General features: G+C 72.6%; 18 protein-coding genes. 5 read left to right on the top strand and 13 right to left on the bottom strand.

What is annotated here, in order from left to right:
- Positions 1-562: 562 nt before the first annotated feature.
- The 9 genes from ACGFI7_RS21370 to ACGFI7_RS21330 all read right to left on the bottom strand — a co-directional run bounded on the left by ACGFI7_RS21370 (position 563) and on the right by ACGFI7_RS21330 (position 12,218).
- On the bottom strand, positions 563-1,129 hold the full coding sequence (locus ACGFI7_RS21370) for a single-stranded DNA-binding protein (RefSeq protein ID WP_393406935.1): 567 nt from the start codon (positions 1,127-1,129) through the stop codon (positions 563-565).
- Between the two features lie 309 nt (positions 1,130-1,438).
- Positions 1,439-3,064, bottom strand: coding sequence for a GTP-binding protein (locus tag ACGFI7_RS21365; protein ID WP_393406934.1), 1,626 nt, complete (start codon positions 3,062-3,064; stop codon positions 1,439-1,441).
- Positions 3,061-5,241 (bottom strand): GTPase, encoded by a 2,181-nt coding sequence (locus tag ACGFI7_RS21360; protein ID WP_393406932.1) that lies wholly within the window; start codon positions 5,239-5,241, stop codon positions 3,061-3,063. The genes ACGFI7_RS21365 and ACGFI7_RS21360 overlap by 4 nt, the downstream gene beginning before the upstream one ends.
- Positions 5,238-6,470, bottom strand: coding sequence for a uroporphyrinogen-III C-methyltransferase (gene cobA, locus ACGFI7_RS21355; protein ID WP_393406930.1), 1,233 nt, complete (start codon positions 6,468-6,470; stop codon positions 5,238-5,240). Before cobA ends, ACGFI7_RS21360 begins: the two co-directional genes overlap by 4 nt.
- Before the next feature lie 82 nt (positions 6,471-6,552).
- Positions 6,553-7,566, bottom strand: coding sequence for an agmatinase (speB, locus tag ACGFI7_RS21350; protein WP_393406927.1), 1,014 nt, complete (start codon positions 7,564-7,566; stop codon positions 6,553-6,555).
- A 34-nt stretch (positions 7,567-7,600) separates the two neighbouring features.
- Positions 7,601-8,710: a nicotinate-nucleotide--dimethylbenzimidazole phosphoribosyltransferase gene (locus ACGFI7_RS21345; protein ID WP_393407161.1), complete on the bottom strand. Its 1,110-nt coding sequence runs from the start codon at positions 8,708-8,710 to the stop codon at positions 7,601-7,603.
- A 145-nt stretch (positions 8,711-8,855) separates the two neighbouring features.
- On the bottom strand, positions 8,856-9,701 hold the full coding sequence (locus ACGFI7_RS21340; RefSeq protein ID WP_393406925.1) for a sirohydrochlorin chelatase: 846 nt from the start codon (positions 9,699-9,701) through the stop codon (positions 8,856-8,858).
- Between the two features lie 68 nt (positions 9,702-9,769).
- A complete protein-coding gene (locus ACGFI7_RS21335) occupies positions 9,770-10,945 on the bottom strand; it encodes a precorrin-6Y C5,15-methyltransferase (decarboxylating) subunit CbiT (protein WP_393406922.1) in 1,176 nt (391 codons plus the stop codon).
- A 169-nt stretch (positions 10,946-11,114) separates the two neighbouring features.
- Positions 11,115-12,218 carry a GNAT family N-acetyltransferase gene (locus ACGFI7_RS21330; protein ID WP_393406920.1) on the bottom strand — a complete coding sequence of 368 codons (1,104 nt, stop codon included), beginning with the start codon at positions 12,216-12,218 and terminating at the stop codon, positions 11,115-11,117.
- Positions 12,219-12,288: 70 nt separating this feature from the next.
- Between ACGFI7_RS21330 and ACGFI7_RS21325 the strand changes: the two genes are divergently transcribed.
- Both ACGFI7_RS21325 and ACGFI7_RS21320 read left to right on the top strand, forming a co-directional pair.
- Positions 12,289-12,642, top strand: coding sequence for a DUF2795 domain-containing protein (locus ACGFI7_RS21325; protein WP_393406918.1), 354 nt, complete (start codon positions 12,289-12,291; stop codon positions 12,640-12,642).
- Positions 12,643-12,645: 3 nt separating this feature from the next.
- Positions 12,646-13,659: a Vms1/Ankzf1 family peptidyl-tRNA hydrolase gene (locus ACGFI7_RS21320; RefSeq protein ID WP_393406915.1), complete on the top strand. Its 1,014-nt coding sequence runs from the start codon at positions 12,646-12,648 to the stop codon at positions 13,657-13,659.
- Here the strand turns inward: ACGFI7_RS21320 and ACGFI7_RS21315 are convergent.
- Genes ACGFI7_RS21315 through ACGFI7_RS21305 form a run of 3 tightly spaced genes read right to left on the bottom strand, consistent with a single transcriptional unit; the run spans position 13,649 to position 16,357 of the window.
- Positions 13,649-14,242: a lactate utilization protein C gene (locus ACGFI7_RS21315; protein WP_393406912.1), complete on the bottom strand. Its 594-nt coding sequence runs from the start codon at positions 14,240-14,242 to the stop codon at positions 13,649-13,651. The two genes, ACGFI7_RS21320 and ACGFI7_RS21315, sit on opposite strands and share 11 nt — an antisense overlap.
- Entirely contained in the window at positions 14,229-15,629 is a 1,401-nt protein-coding gene (locus tag ACGFI7_RS21310) for a lactate utilization protein B (RefSeq protein WP_393406910.1), read from the bottom strand. The genes ACGFI7_RS21315 and ACGFI7_RS21310 overlap by 14 nt, the downstream gene beginning before the upstream one ends.
- Complete coding sequence (locus ACGFI7_RS21305) at positions 15,626-16,357, bottom strand: (Fe-S)-binding protein (protein ID WP_393406907.1); 732 nt, start codon at positions 16,355-16,357, stop codon at positions 15,626-15,628. Before ACGFI7_RS21305 ends, ACGFI7_RS21310 begins: the two co-directional genes overlap by 4 nt.
- 75 nt (positions 16,358-16,432) lie before the next feature.
- On the opposite strand from ACGFI7_RS21305, the gene ACGFI7_RS21300 reads away from it, so the two are divergent.
- Entirely contained in the window at positions 16,433-17,119 is a 687-nt protein-coding gene (locus ACGFI7_RS21300) for a FadR/GntR family transcriptional regulator (protein WP_393406904.1), read from the top strand.
- Positions 17,120-17,156: 37 nt separating this feature from the next.
- Here ACGFI7_RS21300 and ACGFI7_RS21295 read toward each other — a convergent pair whose 3' ends face one another.
- Positions 17,157-18,584: a sulfatase gene (locus ACGFI7_RS21295; protein ID WP_393406902.1), complete on the bottom strand. Its 1,428-nt coding sequence runs from the start codon at positions 18,582-18,584 to the stop codon at positions 17,157-17,159.
- Between the two features lie 80 nt (positions 18,585-18,664).
- Here ACGFI7_RS21295 and ACGFI7_RS21290 point away from each other — a divergent pair, with 80 nt between their 5' ends.
- Positions 18,665-19,666 carry an LLM class F420-dependent oxidoreductase gene (locus ACGFI7_RS21290; RefSeq protein WP_393407158.1) on the top strand — a complete coding sequence of 334 codons (1,002 nt, stop codon included), beginning with the start codon at positions 18,665-18,667 and terminating at the stop codon, positions 19,664-19,666.
- Positions 19,667-19,824: 158 nt separating this feature from the next.
- Positions 19,825-21,312 (top strand): hypothetical protein, encoded by a 1,488-nt coding sequence (locus tag ACGFI7_RS21285; protein WP_393406899.1) that lies wholly within the window; start codon positions 19,825-19,827, stop codon positions 21,310-21,312.
- Positions 21,313-21,334 lie beyond the last annotated feature (22 nt).

Here is a 21,334-nt window from a genome sequence, read left to right as displayed (position 1 = left end):
CCCCTGAGCTCTCCGGCTTCCCGGCGCCCTGCCCCCTAAGCTCTCCGGCTGCCCGGCTGCCCGGCTTCCCGACTGCCCGCCCCTCGGCCCCTCGGCCCCTCGGCCGAGCCTGCGCAGACCCCACCCCAACGGCCCGCCGAGCCTGCACGAACCGTGTGTCGGCGGCCCCGCCGAAGCTCCCGGGTCGGTGTGGCGCTGGTAGGGGGCGCCGGCGGTCAGGTGGTCGCCCGCGACGAGCGTGACGTCGGCGAGGTCCTCGTCGTCCTGGAACCAGCCCGCGACGGGCGTGACATCGGCGGGGTCCTCGTCGCCCTGGAACCAGCCCTCGTCGTCCAGGTCGCTCCCGGAGGTGGCGCACGCACCGGAACCGGGTTCTCCCGGAACTACGGCGGGATGAGCGGGCCGCAGGCACGCATAGCGGCGCTCAGCCCGAGGGGGTTCCCCAAAAAGGTCTTGGGTCTTGACCACACAGAACCTCATCGGACGCACGCAGATGCAGCCCAGCACGCATGCCGGATCCGGGCGGGGCGCTCGTCGTCGCGCCCCGCCCGGGACGTCGTGATCAGGCCGCCGCTCGTTCCTCCTGCGGCCACTCGGCGTCTTCCGATTCCTTCTCGTTCTCGTCGGCGCCGATGATGCGCACCGCCGCCTCGTCCGCCGGGATCTCCCTGACCACCATGCCCGGCCCCTTGCGGGTGCCCATCGCCCAGTCCTGGGTCTCCTCGTCGAGGCGGTCGCGCATCTCCCTGCTCACCGAGGATCCGCCGGACCGCTCGGGCTTGACGAAGGTGCCGGTGCCCCAGCGCAGGTCGTGGCCCACGGCGGAGGCCTCGATCTCGGGCATGAAACGCCGGTCGCCCTCCGGGCCGAACTCGCGGATGCGCAGTTTGCCCGACACCACCACCGGCTGCCCGACCCTGACGGACTGGGCGACGTTGTCTCCGAGGGTGCGCCAGCAGCGCACCGCGAAGCAGACCTTCTCGCCGTCGACCCACTGGCCCGATTTCCTGTCGAAGTAGCGATGCGCGGTGAGCACCCGGAGCGAGGTGACCTTGGAGCCGTCGTCGAAGGTGTATTCGCGCGGCTCCGCTGCGACGTTGCCGGTGAGCGTGATGTAGATGTCGTTCATCCGTTGCCTCCCATGTGGCGGGCCGGGCGCCCGCGACCTGGGACTACGGTGCCGCCGCCGACCAGCCCAGATGGCGCCGAGCCGCGTTCTGGGGATGACGGGGTGGTTCTGCCGAAGGCTGTGGAAGGTGCGGGTCAGCGTTTACGAGCCGTCCGGGTGGCGCGATCGCACAAACAGACCGTCCGGGTGGCGCGATCGCACAAACAGACCGTCCGGGTGGCGCGATCGCACAAACAGACCGTCCGGGTGGCGCGATCGCACAAACAGACCGTCCGGGTGGCGCGATCGTACGAAACAGAGCGGCGTCGGTCAGGTGGAGATGGCGCGCATGGCTGTGTAGAACGCGTGGTGGCGGGCGAGTTCGCGTTCGACCGGCTCCACCACCATCTTCTCGGCGATCGCCGCGACCCGGCGCCGCATCTCGCGCTCCAGCCGCTCGCGCTCGCGCGAGGCGCCCAGTTCGACGAAGTTGCGTGAGGCGATGCCCGACAGCGCACCGAGCCCGAGCACCGAGACCGTCATCAGCGCCGCCCAGGGAAGCGCCGCCGTGTCGCCCATCAGTTCCAGCGCCGGCGGCAGGGCGCCCGGCATCAGCAGCCCCAGCGTGAGCCAGAGGAGGCCGATCCCGAACGCCACGACCAGGGCGTACTGCCACACCTTGAGCAGCCGCCACCAGCCGGGCACCCGGTCGAGCTGGGGCGCGACCTCGGTGAGGTCCTTGGTGAGCGCCGACGGCACCTTGCCCAGCCGGGACCGCGCCGCGTGGTGGACCGCCGAGCGCCACACCGGGTGCATCGAGCCCGTCAGTCCTTCGGCCAGCGCCTGGACGGCGTTGGTGACCTCGGCCGCCTGCGCGCTGACCGTGCCGGTGGCGATGCCCCGGATCTCGTCGCTGACGTCTTCGAGGCGCAGGCTCTTGAGGGGGTCGGGGCGGAACCGGTCGATCCAGCGCGGGTACGGCCAGCCCACCCACCGGTTGGAACGCTCGACGTAGATGTTCTCCATGGCCTCGCCCACGGCCGGCACGCCGACGGCGTCGCAGAGGGCGTCGACCAGGCCCATCTTGCGTGCCTCGTCCACGGCGGCGGGCACGGCGAGCGCCTCGCCGACGGGCATGGCGGCGGTCATCCGCTGTTCGAGCTTGCGGAGGTCGGCGTCCAGCTTCTGGATGGCGGCCCGGCGGCGGGAGACGGCGCCGGAGATGACGCTCTTGAGGCTCTCGACGCCGCGCCCGGAGACAGCGGAGGTGGGCACGACCGTCGGGTGCTCGACGCCTTCGCGGCGGAGCAGGTCGTTGAGGTCGATGACCAGTTCGGCGAGCTCCTCGGTGGAGAGCCGGTCGGCCTGGTTCAGCGCGAACACGGTGACCGCCTCGTGTCCCGCCAGCTCGGTGACGTAGCGGCGGTGGGTGGAGGCGTCGGCGTACTTCTGCGGGTCGAGCACCCACACCACCAGGTCGGCCAGCCCGATGAGCCGGTCGGCCTCGTTGTCGTTGAGCGCCCTGATGGAGTCGTGGTCGGGCAGGTCGAGCAGGATGAGCCCGTGCAGCTGGCTCTCGCCCTTGTCCAGGGCGCTGGCGCGGGCGAACCGGTGACGCCACTGGATCTGCAGCCAGTCGAGCAGCGGCGCCGCGCCTTCGAGCCCCCACACGCAGGCGTGGGTGCGCGCGGTGGTGGGCCGGCGCACGCCGGTCGGCGACAGCTCCAGCCCGGAGATGGCGTTGAACAGCGACGACTTGCCGCTGCCCGTGCCGCCGGCGAGGGCGACCACGGTGTGCTCGGACGACAGCTTGAGCCGGTCGCCGGCGCGCAGCAGCAGCGACTCCGCCTCCGACATCAGCTTCGGGTCGAGCCGTCCTGGGCCGAGCTCCACGACCTTGGACAGCGCGGTCAGCCTGGGTGCCAGGCGTGGCCTGGGAGGGGTGACGGTGGTCATCGTGCGACCTCAAGGTTGTACGTGGCCTGGTAGAGCCGCGTCGCGGCGGACTCATCCGGGATCCCGGCCGTGTCGAGCGCTTGCACGTAACGCATGGACTCCTCGTCGAACAGCATGCCGATCCTCGCCCGCAGGTCGCTCAGCGCCTTGGCGCCGATGCCGCGCAGCGACTCCGCGCCGAGCAGTGCCTTGACCAGCCGGTGCGGCACTCCCTCGATATTGCCACCGCTGAACATGGCGACCATGAAGATCAGCGACAGCGCGTCGGGGTCGAACGACACCAGCTTCGACACCGACCGCTTGGCCACGCCCTCGGTGCGGACCAGCTCGGTGACGTGTTCCTGCCAGGCGGCGACGGCGCGGCTCGCGTGCCGTACGAGATCGTCGGACGGCCGCTCCAGCCCTCTCACCAGCGTCGCGCCGGCTTCGGCGCGGTGCCGCCAGCGGGCGTTCACCTCTTCCGCCGCGCGGGTGGCGGCGGCGACGATCACCGACTCCAGGCCGGTGCGCAGCGCCGCGCGGAAGGCGATGATGCGCTCCGGCGTCTGCCTGCCGCTCCTGGCGCGCTTGCGCAGCTGGAGCGAGCGCATCAGGTCGCCGGACCCGGCGAAGTCCTGCCAGCGGGCGAGCACCTCGCCGTGGATCAGCGCGCCGCTCCTGAACGCCTTGTCGAGGTCGTTGAGCGCGCCGAGGTAGGCGGACTCCACGTCGCCGCGCAGCTCACCGCGGAAGGCGATCTGCGTCTCCAGGTGCTTGGCCAGCGCCGGGACGCGGGTGCGGAAGCTGTCGAGCACGCCGTTGAGCGTGGCTCTGACCGCCTCGGCGCGGCGGGCCTCGTCGACGGACAGCTCGGCGAGCCACAGCCGCAGCTCGGTCACCTCGCTGTCGGGCAGCCGCCCGTCGGCGACCTTCGACTCGCCGATGACGAACCTGTCGATCTCCCCCAGCCCGTACTCGGTGAGCATGCGGACGAAGTGCTTGAGCACCACCTCGCGGGCCCTGTCTTGCACCCGGGAGAGCACGATGGCCAGCCGGGCGCCGCGCTCCTTGGCCAGGCGCAGCAGGTTCCACGCGGGGGCGTCGGCGTAGCGGGAGGCGGTGGTGACGAAGATCCACAGGTCGGCGGCGTCGAGCATGCGGTGGGCGATCTCGTGGTGCTCCTCGACGACCGAGTCGATGTCGGGGGTGTCGAGCAGCGCCACGCCCTGGGGCAGCTTCTCCGTGGAGCTGATCACGATGGCGCCCTGACCGACGTCGGGCCTGGCCCGGTCGAGCCGCCGCAGCCCGCCCAGCAGCTCACCCTCGGCGAACCACTTGCGGTCGTCGGGATGGCACACCAGGACGGGCACGCCGGTGGTCGGGCGGCGCACGCCGGTGCGTGAGACGTTCTTCTCGGCGAGGGAGTTGACCAGCGTGGACTTGCCCGCGCCGGTCGAGCCGGCGACGACGATCAGGGCGGGCGCGGTGTTGGTCCGCACCCTCGGCAGCACGTAGTCCTCAAGCTGGGCGAGCAGCTCGCCGCTCGCCTTGCGCGCCTCCTGGGCTCCCGGCAGGTCGAGCCCGAACCGCAGCGACGCCACGCTCTCGCGCAGCGCGCCCAGCGCCGACGACAACGCCGCCATCACCTCGGGCGGCAGCGCCTCCTCACGCACCCTCTCACCGTCCGGGGCCTCCCCGGACTCGGTCTCCTCGCCGTCAGCCTCTTCCGGTACGTCGTCGGTTTCGGACCCTTCCGGTACGACGTCCGCTTCGGGCTCTTCCGGTACGACGTCCGCTTCGGGCTCTTCCGGTACGACGTCCGCTTCGGGCTCTTCCGGTACGACGTCCGCTTCGGGCTCTTCCGGCTCCGCCTCGGCTTCGGGCTCTCCGGGTGAGACGTCCTCCGCGGCCTCCTCCGGTACGACGTCCGCTTCGGGCTCGTCGTCAGCCGGCTCCTCGTCACGCTCGTCACCGGAGCTGTCGGAGTCGAGCACCGGCTCGACGGTCTCGGGCTCGACCTGGGCGGACTCCTCGGCGGTGTCAAGGGACGACGGCTCGGCCGGGCGGGTCTCGCGGACCTCGTCAGCGTCGGATTCCGGCTCGGCGGGGGAGCCCGGCGGGTCGTCGGTAATGGCGCGGAATCTCAGGGTCTGCTCCCCCGGCGACCCCCCGCGCCCGTCATCCATGGCGGTGTTCACGGCAGGCGCTCCGCTCGAACCATCTCGACCTCCTGGCCGACCTTGACGACATCGCCGACGACGGCGATCGCCGGTGGTCGTATCCCAGCCGCGGACACGCGGTCGGCCACGGTGGAAAGCGAAGCGGTGACCGCCCGCTGGGTCGGAAGGGTACCGTCCTGCACCACCATTACGGGAGTCTCCGGTGGACGTCCGTCTCGGATGAGGGCTTCGGCGACCGCCGCGAGCCTTTCGACGGCCATCATGAACACCAGGGTGCCGCGGGAACGCGCCAGGCCTGGCCAGTCGACGGTGGACCGCGGGTCGTCCGGCGGGACGTGCACGGAGACGACGTGGAACTCCTGGCTCACCCCGCGGTGCGTGACGGGGACGCCCGCCGCGGCGGGCACCGAGACGGCGCTGGTGATGCCGGGCACGACCAGCACCGGGATGCCGGCCTGGGCGCAGGCGATCATCTCCTCGCCGCCGCGGCCGAACACGAACGGGTCGCCGCCCTTGAGCCGGACCACGAACTTGCCCGCTCTGGCTCGGTCCACCAGCAGGTCGTTGATCGCTTCCTGGGACAGGGAGCGGCCGTAGGGCACCTTGGCGGCGTCGATGAGCTCGACGTCGGGCGCCAGCTCGTCGAGCAGGGCGCGCGGCGCGAGCCGGTCGGCGACGACCACGTCGGCCTGGGAGAGCAGCTGGCGGCCGCGTACGGTGATCAGCCCGGGGTCGCCGGGCCCGCCGCCGACGAGCGCGACGCCCACCGGTTTGGTGCGGTTGCGCCGGGCGTCGACGGTGCCGTCGCGCAGCGCGCCCACCACGGCGTCGCGGATGCCGGCCGCCCGGCGCGGGTCGCCGCCCGCGGTGACGGCCACGCTGATCTCGTCGACGCGGCCGGAGGCGGGGGTCCAGGCGGCGGAGGCGTCCTTGTCGTCGGCGCGCACGCACCAGATGCGCTTGGCCTCCGCCTCGGCGGCGACCGCGGTGTTGACCGACCTGTCGTCGGTGCACGCCTGGACGAGCCAGGCGCCGTCGCAGTCGCCCACTTCGTAGGGACGGGCGTGCCAGGTGACGCGGCCGGCGGCGATGAGATCGTCCAGAGCCGGGGTGACGGACGGCGAGACCACGCTCACCTCCGCTCCCGCCTCGAGCAGCGCGGGCACCCGCCGCTGGGCGACTCGCCCGCCACCCACGACGAGGACCCGGCGGCCGGAAAGCCGCAGGCCGAGGAGGTAGGGACCCATGGTGGGGAATCTCCCGTTCGCGTACGTTGCGTGCTAGGTGGTAAACCTACCGGCTCTCAAGGCATCAGTTGTTTCGCACGGGTCAACGACCGTCGAGCAAGGGCTGGCGAGGGTCCCAGCGCGGCCCGCCGGCGTCGTCCTCGCGCCGCCTGGCCATGGCCGAAAGCGCCTCCAGGATAACCCTGTTGCCGAGGAGAGCCGTGATGTCCGCGTGATCGTACGGGGGCGCGACCTCGACGACCTCCATCCCGGCGACGGGCAGTTCGTAGCAGATGCGCCGCACCGCGTCGAGGAGCTGCCGGGCCGTGAGCCCGCCCGGCTCGGGAGTGCCGGTGCCGGGCGCGTGGCCGGGGTCGCACACGTCGATGTCGACGGACAGGAAGACACGGTCGCACTCGTCCAGCGCGATCGCGAACGCCTCGGTGAGGCACTCCTCCAGGCCACGGGCGACGATCTCGGTCATCTCGTACGAGCGCATGTCCTGGCGGGCCATCCACTCCAGCGTCTCCGGCTCCGGCCAGTAGCCGCGCAGCCCGATCTGCAGGAACCGGTCGCCGCGGATCGCGCCGGACTCGATGAGCCGGCGCATCGGCTGGCCGTGCCCGTACAGGTGGCCGAAGGCGATGTTCCCGGTGTCGGCGTGCGCGTCGAAGTGGATCATCGAGGTGCGGCCGGGGGCGTGCGCCCGCGCGGTGCCGCGGGCGTCCGGCAGCGCGATCGTGTGGTCGCCGCCGAGCACGATCGGGACCGCGCCGGAGGCGGCGATCCGGTGCACGGCCTCCTCGATGGCCACCAGCGAGCCGTCCACGTCGCCCGAGTAGCACTCGACGTCCCCGGCGTCGCGTACCCGCAGGTCGCGCAGGCCGTCCACGCGCAGCGCGAGGCTGGGCCTGGAGCCGTCGTGCGGCAGGTAGCAGGCCTGGCGCAGGGCCATCGGTCCGAATCGGGCGCCGGGCCGGTGCGAGGTCCCGCCGTCGAAGGGCGCGCCGAGGATGACGACGTCGGCGTCCTCGTAGGTCGCCGGGTCGTCCAGGTCGCAACGTTCGACGCCGAGGAAGGTGATGTCCGGGCCGTACATCGGTCCGTATCTGGGCACTGTCACCTCTCTGGTGGTCCTGTCCCTTTCATCATCACATGGGCTTTTCTGTCACTCCCGCCGAGTCGAACGTGGCGACCTCGTGCATCACGCGTACGGCGGCGCAGACGATCGGGTGGGCCAGGAGGCCGCCGGTGCCTTCGCCGAGCCGCAGCTCCAGGTCCACCAGGGGACGCAGGCCGAGGTGGTCGAGCGCGGCCGCGTGGCCAGGCTCCGCCGAGCGGTGGCCCGCGACGCAGTGGTCGACGACGGCGGGCGCGAGCGCGGCGGCGGCCAGCGCGGCGGCTCCGGCGATCACCCCGTCGAGGATCACCGGCACCCGCGCGGCGGCCCCGCCCAGGACGAACCCGGCGATGGCGGCATGCTCGAACCCCCCGACGGCCGCGAGCACCCGCAACTCCTCGCCCCGCGCCCCGCCGACCGGATCCGGCCGTCCCTCCGGAAGGGCCGGTGTCTCGCCCTGGAGGAGGCCGTTGGCCTGGAGGGCGTCGCGGACCACGGCGATCTTCCGGGCGTGCGCGTCCTCCGTGATGCCGGTGCCGAGACCGGTCACCTCGGCGGGGTCGCGGCCGGTGAAGGCCGCGATCAGCGCCGCCGAGGCCGTCGTGTTGGCGATGCCCATGTCGCCCGTGATCAGGCACCGGGCGCCGGACGCCACCAGTTCGCGGGCCACCGCGATGCCCGCTTCCAGCGCGCGTACGACCTCGTCGCCGGTCATCGCGGGCCCGCGCGACAGGTCGGCGGTGCCGTACCCGATCTTCCGCTTGACCAGGCGGGGATGGTCGGGCAGGTCGGCGGCGACGCCCACGTCCACCACGGTGACCGACGCCCCGGCCTGGGCGGCGAAGGCGTTGGCCACCGCGCCGCCGGCCAGGAAGTTGCTCACCATCTGCACCGTGACCTCCTGCGGCCACGGGCTGACGCCCCGGGCGTGCACGCCGTGGTCGGCGGCGAAGATCGCCAGCGCGGCGGGGGCGGGCACGGGCGGCGGGCTGACCCCGGCCGCTCCCGCGAGCCGCACGGCGACCTCCTCCAGCGCGCCCAGCGACCCGCGCGGCTTGGTGAGCCGGTCCTGGTGGGCCCTGGCCTCGGCGAGCGCGCGCGGATCGGCGGGTCGGAGCGCGGCGAGCGTCTCGGCGAGGATCACGGCGGGCGTCTCGGCAGGCGTCACGGCGGGGGTCTCGGCGGGGGTCTCGGCAGGCGTCTCGGCAGGCGTCTCGGCGGGCGTCTCAGCGGGGGTCTCGGCAGGCGTCTCGGCGGGCGTCTCGGCGGGCACGGAACCTCCGGGGTCAGGGGACCAGGTGAAGCGCTTCCTCGTAGCGGTCGATGACCACGTCGGCCAGCGTCTCACAGTCGCCGATCACCTCGGCGCAGCGGATGTCGAGCTCGGGGTGGCCGGCTCCGTAGGCGAGCGCCTGCGCCCACACGCGCTCCAGCGTGCCGCCCGCGAACAGCAGGTAGGGCACGACGATGACGCGCTTGGCACCGAGGCGGCGGCAGCGCTCCAGCCCGCCGGGCACGCCGGGCGGGGTGAGGGAGACGAACGCGGTCTCCACGGTCATGAAGTCGTACGCGTGCGTCTCCCAGAACAGCCGGGACACGCGGTGCACGTCGGCGTTGGCGGCCGGGTCGGTGGAGCCTTCGCCGACCAGCACCACGGCAGTCTCGCCCGGCTCGACGTGCGGCGGGGCGCCGTCGAGGGCGGCGCCGTCGACGGCGCGCAGCCGGGGACGGCCGCCGACCAGCTCCAGCGGCCGGGGCCTGGGCATCTCGGCGGCGGCGTCGTTGAGCCGCTCGGCCAGCAGCGCGAGCACGCGCGGGTCGGGGCCGACCGGCCGGCCGTAGTCGTACATGAGGGTGGGGTGCCGCTGCTGCTCCAGGGCCATGGCGGCGGGCAGGTCGGCGTGAGCACGGCTCAGGCTCAGCGGCAGCGCGACCAGCCGGTGATGGCCCCGGGCGACGAGGGAGGCGACGGACTCGCTCAGCAGGGGCGTGGCCCGCTCCAGGTAGCCGCCCGACACGTCGGCGGCGGTGCGGTCGAGCCGGCAGCGGAGCCGGTGCACGAACCTGCCGAACTCGGCGGAGTCGGCGTCGTCGTTGGAGCCCTGCCCGACAAGCAGGAGCGGCGGCTTCATGGGGAAGGTTCTCCGGTGCGTAGAAGAGGACACGCGAGGATAACCGATGCGCGGCGCTGAGCGACAGATCAGGCGACCGGCGCGGGTGTCGCGTGGACCACGAAGACGGGGTCGGCCGAACTCAGGCTGTGGGAGCCGTCGGGGCCGATGACGAGCCCGGCGGCGAGGATCTGGCTGCCTTCGGCGCGGTAGCCGTGCTCGCGGAGCAGGTCGAGCACGGCGGGCACGCGCTCGACGGTCTTCAGCGCGCACACCAGCGAGCGGGGCCTCCGGGCCGCGCAGGCGACGATCACGTCCAGGCCGCCGCCGCCGACGAAGACGGCGTCCGGGTCGGGCAGCGGTTCGAGCGCGGGCGGGGCCTGGCCGCGGGTGAGCGCCACCTTGACGCCGTGGCTCAGCACGTTCGCGCGCAGCCGGGCGCAGGCGTCGGCGTCACGCTCGACGGCGACCACGGCGGCGCCGAACCTGGCGCACTCCACCGCGATCTCGCCGTCGCCCGCGCCCACGTCCCAGACCAGGTCGCCGAGCCGGGGGCCGAGCTTGGCGAGCACGTAGGCGCGCACCTCGGCGGGCAGCCTGGACTCGAAGGGCAGCGCCCATCCGGCCGGCCCCGGCTGGGCGCCCGCCACCCAGCTCTGTTCCGTACGGCGGTGCAGCGGGTCGACGACGAGCACCACGTCCGGGTCCTTCCACGGCCGGGTGGTGGCCTCGCCCATGCGGCTGTGGGTGACGCGCTCGTCGGGGCCGCCGAGGTCCTCGCAGACGATGAGGGCGCGCGGGGTGGTGGGCGCGAGCTCCCTGGCGATCTCCCCTGGGCCGACGCCGGGGGCGACGAGCAGCGCGACCTTGGGGTGCGCCCGGCAGGCGTTGACCACGCGGGCGAGCTGGTGCGGGCCGGCCGGGGCGACGACCAGGGCGTCCTCCCAGTTGAGCCCGGCGCAGGCGAAGGCGCGGGTGACGATCGAGGTGGCGGGCAGCACGTCGGGCTCCAGGCCGTGGCCGCGGAGGGTGCGCACCACGCCGAAGAAGCCGGGGTCGCCCTCGGTGATCACGACGGCGGGGCCCTCGCCCTGTTCGATGTGGGCGTCGAGGGTGTCGAGCAGGCCGTCGAGCGGGGCCATCCCGGCGGTCAGCGTGAGCCGCCGGGTCACGTGGTCGGGGCCGACGACCAGTCTGGCGGCCTTCAGCCGGTCGACCGCCTTGGCCGACAGATCAGAACCGTCCCACCCGACAACCGTGATCATGGCGCCTCACCGTCCTCACCCACCAGATTGACGGCAACCCCACCGTTTCACCAAGAGGTCACCGGGCCGAGGTTCGAAGACAACGGGGAGAGGTCTCTGGGGCGGGGTCCGAAGACAACGGGGAGAGGTCTCCGGGTCGGGGTCCGAAGACCACGGCATGAGACCCGGGTCAGGGGGTGCGGTTGTCGTCCGTTGCTTGGAGGTCGGAGGGGATGAGGCTGAAGACGACCAGGTCCTCGCCGCGCAGCGCGCCGCGTTCGACGCCTTCGCGGACGAAGCCCGCCTTCTCGGCGACCCGCTGGGAGGCAGGGTTGGTGGTGGCGGCCCGGAGTTTGAGCCGGTGGAAGCGCCGCTCGCGCAGGAGCCAGCGGCCGATGGCGGCGACGGTCTCGGTGGTGTAGCCCTGGCCGCGCGCCCACGGCGCGGCCATGTAGCCGATCTCGGCGGTCCGGTTGGCCCAGTCCACATCTCTGAGGTCGACGCTGACCGCAAGCCGGCCGCCGGCCACCTCTTCCGCGGCCCAGGCGATGCCGTGACCGCGCAGCCGCATCCGTTCGGCGGTGGCGATGAACGCGCGGGCCTGCGCCTGGTCGTAGTCGCGCGGCACGCCGGTCATGGCCTGGGTGAGCGGGTCGGCCCCGGTGGCGGCCAGGTCGGGCACGTCCTTGTCGTGGAGCGGCCGGATGAGCAGCCGGGGGGTGCGCAGTTCGGTCCTGGGCAGGACGTCGTCGGCGGCGGGGTCGTCGTCGCGGAGCCTGCCGAAGATCACCAGGTCGTGCGGCCCGTCGTCCTCCAGGACCGCGGCGCGCAGGACGCCTTCCCAGGTGAAGCCCGCTTTCCTGGCCACGCTCAAGGACGGCAGGTTGTCCAGGTTGGCGGTCAGGTCCACGCGGCGCAGCGTGGTCTCGGCGAAGACGTGCGCGACGAGCCCGCGCACCGCCTCCGTGGCGAACCCGCGGCCCCGGTGGAGGGGGTGGACGCCGTAGCCGACCTCGGTGGTGCCGGCGCCCCACGCGGTCTTGAACAGGCTGATGGCGCCCACGATCAGCCCGTCGTGGTCCGTCATCGCCAGGTGAACGCCCTGGCCGGAGCGCTGGAGCTCGTGCACGCCGTTGGCGAGCCACTGGGAGACGGACGCCACGTGGCCGGGGGCGCCGGGAGGCAGGAACTGGGCGCCGGACTCGACGATGGACCGGATCCGGTCGGCGTCAGGGAGGCCGAACGGGCGCAGCGCGAGGCGTTCGGTGGTGACGGTCAGCAGGGGATCGAACACGTCGGCAGCGTACACAACTCGCCATGTTTGCCCACGAAAGCGGGGGTAGGGGCCGCAACGGGGAGGAGTGATGATGAAAGAGCACAGCCCTCGCACGCACCAGCCGGAGGGACCGGAGGGTCCCGACGGCAACCCACGCGGCGTCGGGACCATGCCCGCCCAGGACGAGCCCGGCCGGTTGGAGCGGGTGCACCGCTACACGCCGGGGCGGCGTGGCCACGACGGCTTCCGCGGCGACCTGGCCGTCTGGCTGAGCGACAGCGACTTTCCCGCGACCCCCCACGACCTGATGCGGCACGCCGAGCGGATGGGCGCCCCGGACGAGGTGCTCACCGTCCTGCGCCTGCTCCCGGCCCGCCGCTACATGACCATTCCCGAGGTGAGCCGGGCCGCGGAGCTCGACCCGGCGAAGCGGAGGTGGTGACCCGTGCGTCTCGACTTCATCCGGCCGCTCTACGAGCGTCCCGGACCGTACGCGTCCGTATACATGAGCGCGCTCACGCCGCGGGACCGGGCCACCCGGTGGACCAGCCTGCGTGACGAGCTGGAGCGGGCCGGTGGCACCGCGTCCGAGGCGCTGCGGGAGGAGGTGCTGAGCCCGGGTCCCGGCCGCGCGGTGTTCGCCGCGCACGGCGACGTCGTGCTGTCGGAGCTGATGTCCGACGTGCCCCGCCCGCTGGCGGCGTTCACGCCGCTGCCGCTCGTCACCCCGATGCTCATGCAGCGGCGCGAGACGGTGCCGCACCTACGGGTGATCATCGACCACGCGGGCGCGGACGTCGCGGTGTACAGGGATGGCGGTTCGCCGCGCACGATGACCGTGGCGGCCGAGGAATGGCCGTTGCAGAAGACCGCCCAGGGCGGCTTCTCCCAGGGCCGCTACGAGCGCGCCGTCGAGGAGACCTGGGAGAAGAACGCCGTGGCCGTCGCCCAGCAGGTCGACGAGCAGGTGCGGCGCATCGACGCCCAGCTCGTGCTGGTGGCCGGCGAGCCGCAGTCGCGCTCGATGCTCTGCGACCACCTCGGCACCCGGTCCACCGACCGGCTGCAGATGGTCGAGCACGGCCACCGCAACGGGACCGGCGGGTTCGAGCAGGACGTGGAGACCGCGCTCGACAGCTGGCTGGACGACCGCAGGGCCGAGCTGCTGGAGCGGCACGGCGAGCAGGACGGGCCGTCCGGCGTGGCCCACGTGGCGCGGGCCCTGCGCGAGGGCCGGGTGCGCGCCCTGCTCATGCCCGGCGAGCTGCCGCGCCAGGTCTGGATCGGTGAGGGCGCGACCCAGGTGTCGCCCGACGCCGGCGAGCTGCGCACGTGGGGGGTGGAGCAGCCGGTGCAGGAGCGCGCCGACTCGGCGCTGATCAGGGCGGCGGCCGCGACCGACGCCGAGATCTGGTTCACCGACCAGGTCGCGGACGTGGCCGCGGTGCTCAGGTACTGACGATCACTTCGAGGGTCCTGGGGCCGTGCACGCCTTCGACCCGGTTGAGCTCGATGTCGCTGGTCGCGGACGGACCGCTGATCCAGGTGAGCGGGCGGGCCGGGTCGAGGCGCGCCACGGCCTCCGGGACGCCCGCCACGATCTGGCCGGCCCGCACCACGCACAGGTGGTAGTCGGGCACCAGGCTCTGCACGCGGGTGCCCTGGCCGGGGCCGGTGTCGAGGACGATGGTGCCGGTCTCGGCGATGGCCACCGCGCACCCGGTCACCACGCCGTCGGCGGAGTCCAGCTCGGCCAGCGAGCCGCCGGCGGGCTCGGCGCCGCCGGACCATTCGGGCGGCAGGCCGTCCGGGATGACCATGCGGCGTCCCCGTACCAGCTCGGCGATCGCGGCGGGCACCTCGGCGGCGGGCAGCACGCGCACGACGGCGCCGTAGTCGCGCACCCGCTCGGCGAACAGCCCGACCAGGTCGGCCGTGTCGTCCACCTGCGGCGCGGTCCGGTAGGCGCGCGGGATCTCCACCTCGGGGGCGCCGCGCACGGCCTGCCGGATCCTGCCGAGGATCTCCTCACGCGCGCCCATGCCGCTCCTCCCTCTCCCACCAGTCCCTGAACGGCTCCTCCGGGATGTCCGGCAGGTCGCGGGTGTCGGTCCAGGCCGACAACGGGCCGGGCAGCCGCCTGGGCACCAGCTTGCGCAGCCGCGAGGCCAGCCGCTGGACCAGCGTCAGCCGGGCCCGGTCGTCGAACACCCAGCCCGCCACCCGCATGCCGGCCCGCTCGGCCGCCCCGTGCGGGGCCTGGGCACGCAGGTGGACCAGCACCTCGGGGATGTCGATCGCCACCGGGCAGGCCTCGAAGCAGGCGCCGCACAGGCTGGAGGCGTACGGGAGCGAGGCGTCCAGCTCGGAGCCCATGCCGCGCAGCTGCGGGGTGAGGATGGCGCCGATCGGGCCCGGGTAGACCGAGCCGTAGGCGTGGCCGCCCGCCCGCTCGTAGACGGGGCACACGTTGAGGCAGGCCGAGCAGCGGATGCAGCGCAGCGCCTGGCGGCCCACCTCGTCGGCGAGCACGCCGGTGCGGCCGTTGTCGAGCAGCACCAGGTGGAACTCCTGGCCTTCGGCCGAGCCGGTCCACGTGCTGGTGTAGGGGTTCATCCGCTCGCCGGTGGAGTTGCGCGGCAGCAGCTGCAGGAACACCTCCAGGTCACGCCAGGACGGCACCAGCTTCTCGATGCCGACCACGCTGATGAGCGTCTCGGGCAGGCTCAGGCACATGCGGCCGTTGCCCTCGGACTCCAGCACCACGAGCGTGCCGGTCTCGGCGACCATGAAGTTGGCGCCGGAGATGGCGACCTTGCTCTTGAGGAACCGTTCGCGCAGGTGGAGCCGGGCGGCCTCGGCCAGCGCGGCGGGCTCGTCGGTGAGCCCCGCGGGCGCGTCGCCCATCCGGTCCAGGAAGATCTCGCGGATCTCGGCCCGGTTGCGGTGGATCGCCGGCACCAGGATGTGGCTGGGGAAGTCGTCGCCAAGCTGGACGATCAGCTCGGCCAGGTCGGTCTCGTAGGCGGCGATGCCGTGCTCGGCCAGCGCCTCGTTGAGCCCGATCTCCTGGGTGGCCATCGACTTGACCTTGACCACCTCGGTCTCGCCGGTGGCCTGGACCAGCTCGGTGACGATGCGGTTGGCCTCGGCGGCGTCGCGCGCCCAGTGGACGTGGCCGCCCGCGTCGGTGACCGCCTCCTCCAGCTGGAGGAGGTAGCGGTCGAGGTGGCGCAGCGTCTCGTCCTTGATCGCCTTCCCGGCCGCGCGCAGCTCCTGCCAGTCGGGCAGCTCGCCGACGACGCTCGCGCGCTTGCCGCGGATGGTGTGCGTGGCTTTGCGGAGGTTGTAGCGAAGCTGCGAGTTTCGTACGGCTTTTTCAGCGTTTTTCGGGAAACTGCCGGGCATCCCGAGGAACGTGGCGCTCATCCGCCCGCCTCCGTGGCGGCCAGGATCTCCGCGAGGTGCATGACCCGTACCCCCGTGTTCTGTCGGCCGAGCGTGCCGCCGATGTGCATGAGGCAGGAGTTGTCGGCCGCGCACAGCACCTCGGCGCCGGTGCCGGTCACGTTGCGCGCCTTGTCGGCGCCCATGGCGGCCGAGACGGCGGCGTTCTTGACCGCGAACGTGCCGCCGAAGCCGCAGCACTCCTCCGCGCCGGGAAGCGGGACCAGCTCCAGCCCGCGCACCCTGCTCAGCAGCCGTACGGGCCGGTCGCCGAGATGGAGTCCGCGCAGCGAGTGGCAGGTCGGATGGTAGGTCACCCGGTGCGGGAAGTAGGCCCCGACGTCCTCGACCTTCAGCACGTCCAGCAGGAACTCGGTCAGCTCGTGCACCCGCGGCACCACCCGGCCGACGGCCGCGGCCCCCTTGCTGCCGGGCTCGACCAGCTTGGGGTACTGCTCGCGGATCATGGCGGCGCAGGACCCGGAGGGCACCACCACAGCCTCGTAACCGGCGAAGACCTCGGTGAAGCGGCGGGCCAGCCGGACCCCCTCCTGCCGGTAGCCGGTGTTGACGTGCATCTGCCCGCAGCAGGTCTGGGCCATCGGGAAGTCGACCTCGCAGCCCAGCCTGCGCAGCAGCGACACGACGGCCTTGCCGGTGCCGGGGAAGAGCGTGTCGTTCACGCAGGTGAGAAACAGGGCGACGCGCACGCCTCTCCTTCCGGGGTATGGTCAGACCACAGTATGGTCAGACCATATCGGACCGCAATCCTCGACGGAGGTCTCGTGCCAGATACCCGCCCGAAGCGGACGCGCACCTTCGAGGACGTGCTCGCCCAGCTGGAGCGCCGGATCGCCGAGGACGGGCTGACCCCCGGCGATCGGCTGCCCGCCGAGCGGCAGCTCGCCGAGGAGCTGTGCGTGAGCCGCTCGTCGGTGCGCGAGGCGATGCGCGTGCTGGAGACGCTCGGCGTCGTCACGTCCCACGTGGGGCGGGGGCCGGACGCGGGCGCGGTGCTGATCTCCCGGCCCGACCACACGCTGACCGACCTGCTCAGGCTCCATCTCGGGCTGGCCAGCCTGGAGCCGCGCGAGGTGATCGACACCCGGCTGATGATCGAGCGCTGGGCGGCCGCCCGCGCCGCCTCGACCGGCGCCGGCACCGAAGCGCTCGCCGCGGCGCTGGCGGGGATGGACGCGGCGCGGTCGGCCGAGGAGTTCGTCGAGCACGACACCGCCTTCCACTGCGCGATCGCGGACGCGTCCGGCAACCGGCTGATCGCCGCGTTCATGCGCTCGCTGCGCGACTCCATGCGGCGGCACGCGGTGGAGGCGGTGGAGCGCCTGGGCGACACGGCGGTGCTCCGCGCCGGCCACGAGCGCATCCTGTCGGCGATCCACGACGGCGACCCGGAGGAGGCGGCCCGCGCGGTCACCGCCCATCTGGCCGACGCCTACCCGTCCCTCTTCTGAAGGGCCGATGCCTACCCGTCCCTCTTCTGAGGGCTTGTCAGGGCGGGACCAGGGTGTCGGCGGTCCGGCAGGTCGCCCCCGAGCAGGTGCGCATCGCCTCCAGCCGGGCCCGCAGGTCCTCCAGCAGCGCGGGGTCGGCCCGCCGGGCGAGGTTGCGCAGCTGGTGGGGGTCGTCGCGCAGGTCGTAGAGCTGCTCCTCCCCCGTCTCGTACACGACGTAGGTGTGGTGGCGGGTGCGCAGCGCGCGGTAGCCGGGCACCGGCGTCTGCGCGGCCGACACCTGGTTCGCCGGTCTGGCGAACTCGACCAGCACGTTCTCCCGCCACCTGGCCGGCCGCCCGCCGCGCAGCAGCGGCGTCATCGACCGGCCCTCCGCGAACGACGGCACCGTGGCCCCGCCCAGCTCCGCGAAGGTGGGGCCGAGGTCGACGGTGGCGCTCAGCTCGCCGGTCGACGCCCCGGCCGGCACGCCGGGCCCGCGCACCACCAGCGGCACCCGGATCGCCTCCTCGAACGGCGTGGTCTTGCCCTGCGGCAGCCGGTGCGTGCCCAGGTGGAAGCCGTTGTCGGAGGTGAAGAACACGTAGGTGTCGTCCAGCCGGCCCGTCTTCCGCAGGGTGTCCATCACGGTGCCGACCAGGTCGTCCACCCCCAGCATGGCCCGCATCCTGGTGCGGTGCAGCTCGTCGGCCCGGTCCTTCTCGCTCGGGGTCAGCCGGGGACGCTCGCGCAACCAGGCAGGTTCCTCGCTCACGTCCGCCTGGTCGAACGACGGGGTCCTGGGCGCCGTGGCGTCGCCGAACGCCTCGGCGTGCCGTACCGGAGGATTGGCCGGCAGGTGCGGCGCGACCGGCGCCAGGAAGAGGAAGAACGGCCGGTCGTCCGCCTCGATGAACCCGCGTGCCTTGCCGGCCAGCACGTCGGCGAGGTGGTCGCGTTCGGCCCAGCCGTACTCGACCGGGTCGCCGTCGCTGTTGAGCCGGTAGCCGTACTCGTCGTAGAGGCCGCGCACGGGCACGTGCCAGCTGTCCCAGCCGGGCGGCACGTAGGTCTCGGGCATCGGGCCGGGATAGTGGTTGAGGTACTTGCCCATGTACGCGGTCCGATATCCGGCATCCTGCATCCAGGTCCCGATAGTGGAACGTTCCAGACCGGAGCCGTTGAAGCGCTCGAATCCCCCTTCCGGCGCGGTGTTGGTCCATACGCCGTGACTGTGGACGTACTGCGAGCGCAGGATGGACGACCGCGACGGGCAGCACCAGGAGTCGGCCGTGAAGAACCGGTCGAACGACAGGCCCTGCCGGACCAGGTGACGGGTGATCTGAGGGAAGTGGCCGAGCGTCCCGGCCTCCAGGTCGTCGGCCAGGATGACCACGATGCTCGGCCGGGACACCCGGAGGGCGCTGCTGGGCTCGGCCGCGAGCGACAGCAGGAGCAGGACGCAGGCGAGACAGCGGAGGAGCACGAATCAGGCTTCCCCTGCCGGTCGTGCATTGACACCCCCGCCCCGGCCGAGGGTAATAGAACTACCTTCCGGAGGTGTCGATGAAACTGGGCCTGAACGTCGGCTACTGGCAGCGTCACGCCGACGACGCGACCGAGTCGGTGCTGGCCGCCGAACGGCTCGGCTACGACTCGGTGTGGACCGCGGAGGCGTACGGCACCGACGTGTTCACCCCGCTGGCCTGGTACGGCGCGCGCACGTCACGGATCAAGCTGGGCACCTCCGTCGCCCAGCTCTCCGCCCGCCCGCCGGTCACCACCGCCATGACCGCCATGACGCTCGACCACCTGACGGGCGGCCGGTTACTGCTCGGCGTGGGCGCCTCCGGTCCGCAGGTGGTCGAGGGCTGGTACGGCCAGCCGTTCGCCAGGCCGCTGGCCCGTACCCGCGAGTACGTCGAGATCATGCGCAAGGTGTGGCGCCGCGAGGAGCCCGTGACCAGCGACGGCCCGCACTACCCGCTCCCCCTGCCCGGTGGCCTGGGCAAGCCGCTCAAGCTCATCACCCACCCGTTACGCGCCGACATCCCCGTCTACCTGGGCGCCGAGGGCCCGAAGAACGTCGCCCTGGCCGCCGAGATCGGCCAGGGCTGGCTTCCGCTCTTCGCCTTCCCCTCCAAGATCGAGGAGATGTACGGCGACGCGCTCGCCACGCGCGACCCGGACTTCGACATCGCGGCCATGGTCATGGTGACCATCTCCGACGACGTGCGGGCCGCCCTCGACGGGGTCAAGATGATGCTCACCCTGTACATCGGCGGCATGGGGGCCCGGCACCGCAACTTCCACGCCGACATCATCGGCCGGATGGGCTACGCCGAGGCGGCCGAGCACATCCAGGCGCTCTACCTGGCCGGACGCAAGGACGAGGCGTTCCGCGCCATTCCCGACGAGCTGGCCGACGGCATCTCGCTGGTCGGTCCGCCCGGCCGGATCAAGGAACGCCTGGAGCCGTGGCACAAGTCGCCGGTCACGTCACTGCTGGTCATGGGCCCGCGCGACGAGCCGTCCCTGCGCACGATCCGCGACCTGGTCCTCGACTGACGGCGTAATCTCATACGCAGCGACCGGAGCAGTGACAGCATGTGACCATGCGCGCACCCCGAGCGAAATCCTTCAATACCGCAGGCCCCTGCGACCCCCGGCTCCACTACATGATCCCGCCCACGCCGAGGCTCCCCGAGGCTCGGACTCTGATCGACATGGACCGCTACTTCGTGGTCCACGCGCCCCGGCAGACCGGCAAGACCACGGGCCTGCGTACGCTGGCATCCGAGTTGACGGCCGAGGGGGACATCGCGGCCCTGGCGTTCTCCTGCGAGCGGGCCAAGGTGGCCGGTGACGACTACGCGGCCGGGGAGTCGATGCTGCTGGATGCCATTCGCGAGGCCGCCGAACGGTCGGGATGGCCGAAGAAGCTGCTGCCGCCGGATCCCTGGCCACAGGCCACCCCGGGCAGCCAGATCAGCGCGGCGCTCAGTGCGTGGTGCCGCCGCATCCCGCGCCGGCTGGTGCTGTTCTTCGACGAGATCGACGCGCTGCAGGGCGACAGCCTGGTCAGCTTCCTCTGCCAGCTCCGCGACGGCCACAACGCCCGGCCCGACGGGCATCCGTTCCCCACCTCCGTGATCTTGTGCGGGCTGCGTGATGTGCGCGATTACAAGACCGCCGTGGGCGCCGATCCGGGCCGGTGCAATCCCACCAGCCCGTTCAACATCGTCACCAAGTCGCTGCGCCTGGGTGACTTCACCGCCGACCAGATCGGCGAGCTGTACGGTCAGCACACCGAGGCGACCGGCCAGGAGTTCACCAAGGACGCGGTCGACCGGGCCTTCGAGCTGACCCAGGGCCAGCCGTGGCTGGTCAACGCCCTGGCCCACGAGATCACCTTCGAGATGGGGGTGACCGATGCCGTCACCGCCGCCCAGGTGGAGACGGCCAAGGAGCGGCTGATCCGAGCACGCGCCGTCCACCTGGACTCCCTGGCCGAGCGGCTGCACGAGCCCCGGGTCAGACGAGTGATCGAACCGATCGTGGCCGGCACGGTGCCGAGTATGGACGGCAGCATTGACGACGATGTCTCCTACGTCCACGACCTGGGCCTCATTCGCGGGACCATGGATCTGGAGATCGCCAACCCCATCTATCGCGAAGTCCTGCTCCGGGTGCTGGGCGACCGCACGGCGCGGCTGGTCAGGGCCGATCCGCGCAGCTTCGTCATGCGGGACGGCCGGTTCGACCTGGAGCGGCTGCTCCGGGAGTTCGTCCTGTTCTGGCGCGAGCACGGCGAGGTGATCATCCAGCAGGAGGGCTATCACGAGGCCGCCTGCCAGATCATCCTCATGGCCTTCCTGCACCGGCTGGTCAACGGTGGCGGCTACCTCGACCCGGAGTACGCGGCCGGGACCAAACGCCTGGACGTGCTGGTCCGCTGGCCCTACCCCGGCCCCGACGGCGAACAGCTGGAACAGCGCGAGGCGATGGAGCTGAAGGTGTGGCGGGCGGGCAAGGACGACCCGCTGTCCGAGGGCCTCGCCCAGCTCGACGAGTACCTCGACCGGCTCAGCCTCACCACCGGCGTGCTGGTGATCTTCGATCGGAGGCCGGAGGCCCCGCCGTGGAAGGAGCGCGGCTGCTTCGATCAGGCGACCACGCCGTCCGGCCGCCAGGTCACCGTCCTGCGTGGATAGCGAACCGACACCAGGATCCCCC

The organism is Nonomuraea sp. NPDC048826 (assembly GCF_043198225.1).
In the GTDB taxonomy this organism is placed as follows: Bacteria; Actinomycetota; Actinomycetes; order Streptosporangiales; family Streptosporangiaceae; genus Nonomuraea.
Note: the sequence above shows the minus strand (reverse complement) of the source record. Positions and strands in the feature narration are given on the sequence as shown.

Excerpts from the sequence above, each read along its gene's own strand:
- ACGFI7_RS21370 (WP_393406935.1), bottom strand. The coding sequence starts at position 1,129 with ATGAACGACATCTACATCACGCTCACCGGCAACGTCGCAGCGGAGCCG.
- ACGFI7_RS21365 (WP_393406934.1), bottom strand. The coding sequence starts at position 3,064 with ATGACCACCGTCACCCCTCCCAGGCCACGCCTGGCACCCAGGCTGACC.
- cobA (WP_393406930.1), bottom strand. The coding sequence starts at position 6,470 with ATGGGTCCCTACCTCCTCGGCCTGCGGCTTTCCGGCCGCCGGGTCCTC.
- ACGFI7_RS21340 (WP_393406925.1), bottom strand. The coding sequence starts at position 9,701 with ATGAAGCCGCCGCTCCTGCTTGTCGGGCAGGGCTCCAACGACGACGCC.
- ACGFI7_RS21335 (WP_393406922.1), bottom strand. The coding sequence starts at position 10,945 with ATGATCACGGTTGTCGGGTGGGACGGTTCTGATCTGTCGGCCAAGGCG.
- ACGFI7_RS21325 (WP_393406918.1), top strand. The coding sequence starts at position 12,289 with ATGATGAAAGAGCACAGCCCTCGCACGCACCAGCCGGAGGGACCGGAG.
- ACGFI7_RS21315 (WP_393406912.1), bottom strand. The coding sequence starts at position 14,242 with ATGGGCGCGCGTGAGGAGATCCTCGGCAGGATCCGGCAGGCCGTGCGC.
- ACGFI7_RS21310 (WP_393406910.1), bottom strand. The coding sequence starts at position 15,629 with ATGAGCGCCACGTTCCTCGGGATGCCCGGCAGTTTCCCGAAAAACGCT.
- ACGFI7_RS21290 (WP_393407158.1), top strand. The coding sequence starts at position 18,665 with ATGAAACTGGGCCTGAACGTCGGCTACTGGCAGCGTCACGCCGACGAC.
- ACGFI7_RS21285 (WP_393406899.1), top strand. The coding sequence starts at position 19,825 with ATGGACCGCTACTTCGTGGTCCACGCGCCCCGGCAGACCGGCAAGACC.